Origin of the sequence: Cytobacillus purgationiresistens (assembly GCF_030813235.1) — a bacterium.
Lineage (GTDB): Bacteria > Bacillota > Bacilli > Bacillales > Cytobacillaceae > Cytobacillus > Cytobacillus purgationiresistens.
Genome location: NZ_JAUSUB010000060.1, coordinates 1 through 9,046, shown reverse-complemented (window position 1 = coordinate 9,046; position 9,046 = coordinate 1). Strand labels below are relative to the sequence as shown.

Here is a 9,046-nt window from a genome sequence, read left to right as displayed (position 1 = left end):
AAAGGGGTAACTAGATCGCTCAACTAGTGCCCGGAAGAGAGGAAACCGGAGGAAAGGGGTAACTAGATCGCTCAACTAGTGCCCGGAAGAGAGGAGACCGGAGGAAGGGGGTAACTAGATCGCTCAATTACAAGTAACCGAGCAATTCAGAAACGTCCTGTCTGGAACCAACCGCCCTTAACCATGATCCAAGCAAGTCAAAAATATCGCTCCCCCTTGAACAATCCGGCATCATCAACCCTCCCTCCACAACAAATGACAAGTCAATTCACTCCCCTAAGAAAACTAAAAATAAATTCATCAAAGCCTATTTACTTCAATATTCATACCTATCCTCCCCATTAAAACACAATCTTTTCAGCAATTTGATATCCAGTAAACATGCCTTAAACACCAGTCCTAATTGTAAATTGGACAGCCCTATCTAAGAGCGAATTAGCTATTCCTTGCATATGATATCGTAATAATCATTCACGGCGATCATTGAGAGGATGGAGGATATGGTAAATAGAAAAAAACCTAAATTTAAAGTCGGTGATACAGTCGTGATTACGATTTATGGAACGGTGGGAAAAATCACGGATGTGAAATGGCTGGATGATATGTATGTTTATGAAGTCAATAAAAGCGAAGGCTTATATATGGAATCAAGTCTGCAATATCTCTCAGAATATGAAGGAGAGCTTATTGAAAAGGAGCAGATTGACATAGAATATAAATATTTCTTTGGTGATCTCGTCCAGGTGAAAGGGTATGGAACAGAATTATTTAAAATCGTTGGCTTTCGTACAGAAATTTGGCGTTATAAAGAGGACGCATGGGAAGACATTATTTATGAATTATCAAGAATTAGTGATGGTGAATGGCTTGAAGCTGGCGAAGAAGAGTTAACCTTACTTGCAGATGCTGAGAGTGCAGATGCCTTTATCCAAAAGTTAGGATTACTATATTTAATTAATAAGACAGAAAAAATCCAAGAACTTAAGAAATCTACTTTCTCTTTCCGTGAGGCAGAAAAAGAGCTGCTTGAAAGTGTGAAGGAAAAGAAATTACTTATTGATGGCTTACTTGATATTTATAATGATTATCATATTCTATATGAACTGTTCCAAGATGAGGAATATAAAAAAGTCATGCAAATTATTTTAAGAAAGCTAAAGCAGCTTGCCAACGAAAATGATAGTAAAACCGCTGCTAATGAGCAAAAATCAATCGAATAATGGAAATGATAATTAGCGGTATTCCAATTACCATAACAATGAAGAATAATCCGTTTAATATCTTTGCTAAAAAATTAAGGGTGACACTGTTTTCAAGGTTTACATCTTTGACAAACCAGTTTGAAAGAGATTGTACTAGATTCATAGAAATATCTTCCTTCCCCATGTTTAATAGAGTATATTTTGATAGTTTATATGTATGCATAGGACTAGAAAAAATAACCCCTTTCATTCATCATTATTTGAAATTGATCACATAATTTACTTTGTTTTGCATGAATTGAATGAAAACCACATACATTTGGTACAAAGGGGGCGACGCTATGAGGGAAATAGAAGTATTTATCGATACAGAAGAGATTGCTGAATTTTTCTTTCATGAGCTGGCAAAGAGAGGGTTTGTTCCATCTGAAGAAGAAGTAGATGAACTAGCAGATATCACTTTTGATTATCTATTGAAAAAATGCATTATTGATGAGCAAGAGGAAGAAGAATAAAAAATGACGGGTATCCGTCATTTGAGGCTGCAGACAAACTCATTTATTTTCGTAATAAAGATTGGCTAGGATTTCCGAAGCTACCTGTTCGCATACTGTGGGGCGAGCGTTAAGCCGCTTCGTCGCTACGCTCCTGCAAGTCACGGGCTTTCTCGCTTTTCCCGCAGGAGTCGAACGTACATTTCTCCAAATTCATAGAAGTTTGCCTATTTTTACTTTTGTCGACACTATGAAATGACGGGTATCCGTCATTTTTTGTATATAAGGAGAGGGGAATTAGTTTGGTAAAAAACGATAAGGGCTACTATTCTACATAGAATACTTTATTTACAAACGAATCATATATTGAAAAAGTCTTTAAAAAAACGAAACCTTCGCAACCGAATTTACGTATATATTTTGATTTTAACTGAAGTGACCATTTGTCACGAGGAGGATAATAACGTAAATGAGCTTGTTTAATAAGGTGTTGGCGAGCGTTGGTATTGGAGCAGCAAAGGTAGATACGAAGCTGCATAGTGAAACTGTCTTTCCTGGGGGAGAAGTAACAGGGGTCGTTGAAGTAAAAGGCGGTAAGATCGAACAGAAAATTGCAGAAATCTATATAAATGTAAGTACAGCTTTCGAAAAAGAGAGTGATGATAAAAAATATTATGTAAATAGCCAAATCGAGAGAATCCGATTATCAGAGTCTTTTCTTTTAAAGTCTGATGAAGAAAAAGAAATTCCATTTTCGTTTGTTTTGCCCTTGGATACAACTGTATCTATTGGTAAGTCAAAAATCTGGATTTCAACAGAGTTGGATATTAAGAATGCTGTAGATCCCGATGATAAAGATGTGATTAGAGTCATTCCTAACCCATTGATGAAATCTGCTATAGACGCTGTAATTGATTTAGGATTTAAGATAAGGGAAGTCGATTGCGTGGAAGTCCCACACGGTTTGCGCCGCAGGCTACCATTTGTACAAGAGTTTGAATTTATACCCGTATCAGGTTCTTTCCGTGGACATCTTGATGAGTTGGAGATGGTGTTTTATCCAAATACAAAGAATGAAATCGATCTTATGATTCAAGTAGACAGACGGGCAAGAGGCATTAGAGGTCTTTTCTCAGAGGCGCTATCAATGGATGAATCGACTATTTTAGTCAAAATAGCAGATTCTGATATCCTGGATATCCGCGAGAAAATTAAATTGACGATTTCTAAGTATGCATAAGAATTAAATGAACGAGGAAAACGCCAGGAGAGAATGCCTGACGTTTTTTTCTGTGCTTTTAGTCGAAAGTAAGTGATTAGTTGGATTTGCGGAGAAATGAATTTTATTATATTAGACAAAGAAAGTTCGTAAAATATCCTGACCTTTTAATAATGGGGAGACAAGCGCATAAAAGTGTGTGTTGCGGGTTTTCATTTCTTCATCTGAAATGATGCCATGAACACCAATTCGTTGCATATCATAAAATTGATATTGTTGCTTGATCGTCCATGAATAAATTTCATAGTCATAAAACTCTGCCTGCTTAATAAAAGCACTTGATATAGCATAATAATGGATGGATAAAAAAGTAGTAAATTGTCTATAGGTTGTAAGCTGAAAAGTGTCTAAAGGATTATTCAATAGGAGACCGGTCGCGATTTTAGGTGCTAGCTGGTGAAACTTTTCTATTTCCTTGACGTTAAATGATTGGACTTTCACATTTTTATAAGATAACTGCCCTTTTTCGATAGAGTCTAATAATAAAGGGGATAAAGCTCCGGCCATTTCGATCTGTTGCCCAGTGGTTTTTATTTCAATCAAAAGCCCAATTTTTCCTCCGAATTTGTCAATCACTTCTCTCAATAATGGAATTGATTCATTTGTGAATTGAGGGGAATACCACGATCCAGCATCCAGCTCTTTAATATCCTGAACAGTCATTTCATTTATTTTTCCTTCTCCATTTGTTGTGCGATCAACTGTATCATCGTGGATAACAATGAACTCACCATCCTTACTAAGGTGGACATCAAGCTCAATATAGTCAAAATCAAGTGCCAGCGCTTCCTCAAACGCGGCCATCGTATTTTCTGGCGCGACGTTAGAAGCACCGCGATGTGCGATTGATTCAAAGGGATGAAGGGGCAAAAAACCTTCAATTATGCTAAAGGAAAGAAAACATAAGATCAATAAAAGTGGAAGGCTTTTTCTTTTGGTTAATTGAATCCTCATTCGATTCTGCTCACCTCCTCGTTGTTGTTTGAAAGTCCGAAGCTCCTCAATTAGGCAATATATAAGCATTTATAACAGTATATGAGCGGCTATTTAAAAATGTAAGCGTTTTCTTATCGTTTTTTTCTTAAATCGACAAAACTAGTAATTTTTTTACGAAGGAAACGACAAACTTTATATCTAATAAAAGAAGTAATAAACGAAAAAATGGTTGGAGGGATGATGAATGCTTAAGGAGTTAACTAAAAGCAGGAAGAAAGAGTTCGACGTCACCATTTTTCAAACGCCGGTCTATCGGGAGAGTAAAGGTTATCGCCAAGTATATCGACTATTTATTGAAGGAATGAATCATGAGGATTGCTTAACATCGGTATTTAAAAAATTCAATGTGCCTGACCGGATGCCGTGTGATTTTGCTGGAAGGTTCATAACTACTGGTGATATTTTATATATTGATGAAGGAAAAAGGGGCCAGCATTATTATCAGCTAAAATCAGGTGGATGGATGAAAATTAATCGAATTCATATTAGATAGTCAGGATATGTGATTCTCCTGATGAATACAGACATACTTGGTTATAGATTCGGAGGAGCATTAAATGATGATTCCTGAATTTCCCCATTAATACTTGCTTTATTTATTGATTATAGCGATAATTATTTTTCAGGTGGATTCCTTATTTAACAGTATGGAGTTTTCTAGCCTGTTTTTATTATGCTATAGTTGAATTAAATCAGATTCATTAATAACTGGAGGTAATATAGATGAGTATACATATCGGGGCAAAAGAAAATGAAATTGCTGAAACGGTCCTTCTTCCTGGAGACCCTTTGCGAGCAAAATACATTGCTGAGACATTTCTTGAAGATGTAACTTGCTATAATGAAGTCCGTAATATGTTCGGCTACACTGGTACATATAAAGGAAAGAGAATTTCTGTTCAGGGTACTGGAATGGGTGTGCCATCGATTTCTATCTACGTAAATGAGTTAATGAACAACTATAATGTGCAAAACCTTATTAGGGTCGGTACCTGCGGTGCTATACAAAAGGATGTAAAGGTGCGTGACGTCATTCTTGCAATGACTGCATCAACTGATTCACAAATGAACCGTTTAACGTTTGGCGGAGTGGATTACGCACCGGCAGCAGACTTTGACTTATTGAGAAAAGCATATGATACTGGGGTCGAAAAAGGCTTGAACTTAAAGGTTGGAAATGTTTTTACTGCAGACTTGTTTTATAATGACAACGCAGAACATGAAAAATGGGCGCAATATCAAATCCTTGCAATTGAAATGGAAACAGCGGCTTTATACACATTGGCAGCAAAATTTTCCAGAAAAGCACTTTCTGTCTTAACTGTTAGCGATCATATTCTGACAGGTGAAGAAACTACTTCAGAGGAAAGACAAACTACATTTAATGAAATGATTGAAGTTGCATTAGAAGCAGCAATAAAAGAGTGAGATAAGAGGAAGACTATTCAAACTGGATAGTCTTCTTTTAATGGAGAAATAAGGTGAAGCCAGCATTCGTTTTTGGGGATTTTTCACTATAATGTTTCGTTTTCGCATTTCATTTTATTACATGATATGATAGAAATGAAATGCATTAGAGATAGGTGAATTGACATGAAAAAAATAATGATTAGTACGGTCGTAGCAAGTGTGATATTAGGAGGCTGCAGTCAGCTGGATCCATATTTGGACAAGATTCCATTTTTATCAAATGCGGATCATAATGGCTCAGAAACAACAAATGAAAACGATAATGGTAAAAATGATGAAGAAGTTAATAATGAAGAAAGTGCAGAAACATCAACCAATCCTGCTGAAAAAGACAGTAATAATCCTGTTTTGGAGGCTGCCTTTTTTAACGATATAGAAGTGGTTGATGACATGAATGTAATACAGAATCCCAAGAATGTGATGGCATTAGTCAATAAACAATTCAGCTTACCATCTGATTATATTCCCAATGATTTAGTCAGGCCGAATGTTGCTTTCTCCTTTGGCGATGAGGATATAGAAAAAAGCTATCTGCGGAAAGAAGCAGCAGATGCCCTGAAAGAAATGTTTGAGGGAGCAAAAGCAGCCTCAATTGATCTTTTTGCCGTATCTGGCTATCGTTCCTATGACCGACAAGAAACGGTATTTAATGCAGAGGTTACCCGAGTAGGTGAAGAAAAGGCTGTGCAGGTCGTTGCCATTCCCGGCAGCAGTGAGCATCAAACAGGTCTTTCCATGGATATTTCAAGCAGCTCTGTGAACTATGGTTTAACAGAAGAATTTGAAAAAGTTCCTGAAGGGAAATGGCTTGCTGAAAACGCTCATAAATACGGATTTGTCTTAAGGTATCCAAAGGGAAAAGAAAGTATCACAGGCTATCAATTTGAGCCTTGGCACTTCCGCTTTGTCGGTAAAGAGGCAGCTACCGTCATGTTTGACAAGGACTGGACGTTAGAAGAGTATTTCGATATTGTCGAAAAAATTTAATGGTCAATCTGTCTTTCTTCTACGAATATAAAATAGAGCAAGACCATAAATGGAAACAAAGGTAATACCCATAAATAGCTGAATATATTATCGATCATGAACAGATAATAGCTTAATGGCAAGACAAGCAAAATGCTTAGAAGCTCATGTTTCCAGGACCTATTCATAATACCGGATACAAATGTAATAATAAAAAAAGCAAAGCTTAACCATAAGAGAATACCTATGTACATGCAGAGTAGCTCCTTTCGGGATATGTTATGTATGATTTCCTAACAGAAGAAGAAACACTTAAATTTTGGGGATTAAATACATGATATGCATGAAAAAAGAAAAATTGACTAAAAACTAAAGGCAAGAGAAAAAGCACTTAATTGTATGTTAAGTGCTTTTTCAATTGAGGAAAGTACTGTTTTGGGGGTTGGATATTTTTGATGGATAATTAAATTATCAATCGTTCAGATACTCGTCATCCTATTAGGATGAAAAATGATGTATAATTTGTACATATGCTGGTAAGTTTTTCTTTTCGCACATTTATTTAAATTTTTTAGTACATCCAATGAAAAATGAAAAACGGCTTTTTTCTTTGTTAATTTTCAATTAAAAATGTTATTCTAATCATTAAAGAGTCGGATTCGATTCTATGGTCATGAAAGTGGTGAAAGTTTTTGGAAAATGAGGATTTAAATCAAGAATCAGCAGAAAAACCATCTGGGTATATACGTATGAAAAAGTTTAAATTTGTCATGCTCTTATTTTTTGTTGTCTTTTTATCGGCAGGGATTACAACTTTAGCTCTTGCTTTTGGTGATGAAAAAGCGGTAAATGTGGGAACCAATGAGCGATCAGAATTTAGCAAGCTCTATTCGGCATTTGATACATTAAAGGATAAGTATTACCAAGAAGTGGATCAAGATGAGCTTATTAATGGTGCCATCAATGGAATGCTCGATGCGTTAGATGATCCCTATTCAGATTACATGAATGTAGAGGAAGCAAAGAGTTTCCATGATAGTATCGCATCTTCCTTTGAAGGGATCGGTGCAGAGATTTCAGAACAAGAGGGACATGTTGTAATTGTATCTCCTTTAAAGGGCTCTCCTGCAGAAAAAGCTGGGTTACAGCCGAATGACAAAATCCTTTCTGTTGATGAAAAAAGTCTGCAGGGGATGAGTTCTTCTGAAGCTGTTCTTTTGATAAGAGGTGAGAAAGGCACAGATGTAGAACTTGAAGTGATGCGTCCAGGTGCTGAAGAGTCAGTGAAAATGACAATTACACGTGATACGATACCACTGGAGACTGTGTACGGTGAAATGATTGATGATGAAATTGCGAAAGTACAAATTACTTCATTTTCTGAACATACGGCTCAGGAGCTTGCTGATAAATTAAATGAGCTTCAAGATGAAGGAATGAAAGGTCTTGTCCTTGATTTACGTCAAAACCCAGGTGGATTACTAGATCAAGCAATCGAAATTTCGAGCTTGTTCGTTCCTGAGGGAGAAATTTTATTCCAAATCGAAGACCGAAATGGAAATAAAGAAGAAGTTGAATCAACTAATACACAAAGCTCTGATATACCATTAGTTGTCGTAATTGATAAAGGAAGTGCCAGCGCTTCAGAAATTCTAGCTGCTGCTGTTCAGGAATCAGCTAATGTAGAATTAGTTGGTGAAAAATCCTTTGGTAAAGGAACGGTTCAGCGCGCCCAAGACTTTAGTGATGGCTCCAATATGAAATTCACAACTGAAAAATGGCTGACTCCAAAAGCGAATTGGATACACACGAAAGGAATAGAGCCTAATCATAAGGTGTCTTTACCAGACTATGCTTCCTTGCCCTTCATCAATCCAGATGTCGAGCTCAAGTTATCAACATCATCGAGCCAAGTGAAAGTGGCACAGCAAATGTTAAAAGCTATTGGACATGATCCTGAAAGGGAAGACGGTTTCTTTGATGAAAAAACCGAGGCTGCAGTCAAGGCTTTCCAAGCTGAAGCAGAAATAGAAGAAACAGGCGTGCTTACTGGACCATCGACATTAAAGTTGATGGAAGAACTGCGCCAACAAGTAATTGACAATGATACTCAAATTAAAAAAGCAGTAGAAGTATTACAAGGTAAAATGAAATAATAAAATGAACTGCCAGTGAATCGAACGAATTCGCTGGCAGTTTTTTTTGATATTTTATTAGTACGATTATTGATTATTATTCATATTAGATGAGAACAGTGCACAAGAACGTGGATCCCCCCTTTCTACCGAGGAGAGTGTGTGAGAAGGTAGAAAAAGAGAGGCAATTAATCCCTTCTAACGAGGAGAGTGTGTGAGAAGGTAGAAAAAGAGAGACAATTGATCCCTTCTACGGGGAGAGTGTGTGAGAAGGTAGAAAAAGAGAGAAAATTAGTCCCTTCAAACGAGGAGAATGCGTGAGAAGGTAGAAAAAGAGAGACAATTGATCCCTTCTACCGAGGAGAGTGTGTGAGAAGGTAGAAAAAGAGAGAAAATTAATCCCTTCTAACGAGGAGAATGCGTGAGAAGGTAGAAAAAGAGAGACAATTGATCCCTTCTACCGAGGAGAGTGTGTGGGAAGGTAGAAAAACAAGATTATTAATC

At 36.8% G+C, this 9,046-nt stretch carries 11 protein-coding genes; 7 read left to right on the top strand and 4 right to left on the bottom strand.

Annotation, left to right across the window (positions count from 1 at the left end; translation table 11 throughout):
• Nucleotides 1–127: 127 nt before the first annotated feature.
• Nucleotides 128–262, bottom strand: coding sequence for a hypothetical protein (locus J2S17_RS28420; RefSeq protein WP_307480676.1), 135 nt, complete (start codon nt 260–262; stop codon nt 128–130).
• A 238-nt stretch (nt 263–500) separates the two neighbouring features.
• Here J2S17_RS28420 and yodN point away from each other — a divergent pair, with 238 nt between their 5' ends.
• Nucleotides 501–1,220, top strand: a complete 720-nt coding sequence (gene yodN / locus J2S17_RS28415; protein ID WP_307480674.1) for a germination protein YodN — start codon at nt 501–503, stop codon at nt 1,218–1,220.
• Here yodN and J2S17_RS28410 read toward each other — a convergent pair.
• Entirely contained in the window at nt 1,195–1,365 is a 171-nt protein-coding gene (locus J2S17_RS28410) for a hypothetical protein (protein WP_307480672.1), read from the bottom strand. The two genes, yodN and J2S17_RS28410, sit on opposite strands and share 26 nt — an antisense overlap.
• A gap of 178 nt (nt 1,366–1,543) precedes the next feature.
• Between J2S17_RS28410 and J2S17_RS28405 the strand changes: the two genes are divergently transcribed.
• Entirely contained in the window at nt 1,544–1,717 is a 174-nt protein-coding gene (locus J2S17_RS28405) for a YozD family protein (RefSeq protein ID WP_307480670.1), read from the top strand.
• A gap of 448 nt (nt 1,718–2,165) precedes the next feature.
• Entirely contained in the window at nt 2,166–2,936 is a 771-nt protein-coding gene (locus J2S17_RS28400; RefSeq protein WP_307480668.1) for a sporulation protein, read from the top strand.
• A gap of 111 nt (nt 2,937–3,047) precedes the next feature.
• Here the strand turns inward: J2S17_RS28400 and J2S17_RS28395 are convergent, their stop codons facing one another.
• Nucleotides 3,048–3,929, bottom strand: coding sequence for a glycerophosphodiester phosphodiesterase (locus tag J2S17_RS28395; protein WP_307480666.1), 882 nt, complete (start codon nt 3,927–3,929; stop codon nt 3,048–3,050).
• 226 nt (nt 3,930–4,155) lie between these two features.
• On the opposite strand from J2S17_RS28395, the gene J2S17_RS28390 reads away from it, so the two are divergent.
• The 3 genes from J2S17_RS28390 to J2S17_RS28380 all read left to right on the top strand — a co-directional run bounded on the left by J2S17_RS28390 (nt 4,156) and on the right by J2S17_RS28380 (nt 6,428).
• Nucleotides 4,156–4,464: a hypothetical protein gene (locus J2S17_RS28390; protein ID WP_307480663.1), complete on the top strand. Its 309-nt coding sequence runs from the start codon at nt 4,156–4,158 to the stop codon at nt 4,462–4,464.
• Nucleotides 4,465–4,694: 230 nt separating this feature from the next.
• Nucleotides 4,695–5,399 carry a purine-nucleoside phosphorylase gene (gene deoD / locus J2S17_RS28385; protein ID WP_307480660.1) on the top strand — a complete coding sequence of 235 codons (705 nt, stop codon included), beginning with the start codon at nt 4,695–4,697 and terminating at the stop codon, nt 5,397–5,399.
• A 165-nt stretch (nt 5,400–5,564) separates the two neighbouring features.
• Complete coding sequence (locus J2S17_RS28380; protein ID WP_307480658.1) at nt 5,565–6,428, top strand: M15 family metallopeptidase; 864 nt, start codon at nt 5,565–5,567, stop codon at nt 6,426–6,428.
• Here J2S17_RS28380 and J2S17_RS28375 read toward each other — a convergent pair.
• A complete protein-coding gene (locus J2S17_RS28375; protein WP_307480656.1) occupies nt 6,425–6,661 on the bottom strand; it encodes a hypothetical protein in 237 nt (78 codons plus the stop codon). The two genes, J2S17_RS28380 and J2S17_RS28375, sit on opposite strands and share 4 nt — an antisense overlap.
• A gap of 438 nt (nt 6,662–7,099) precedes the next feature.
• Here J2S17_RS28375 and J2S17_RS28370 point away from each other — a divergent pair, with 438 nt between their 5' ends.
• The gene (locus tag J2S17_RS28370) at nt 7,100–8,563 is read left to right on the top strand and encodes a lmo1851 family serine protease (protein ID WP_307480654.1); all 1,464 of its coding nucleotides are present in this window, start codon (nt 7,100–7,102) and stop codon (nt 8,561–8,563) included.
• The last annotated feature ends 483 nt before the right edge of the window (nt 8,564–9,046 follow it).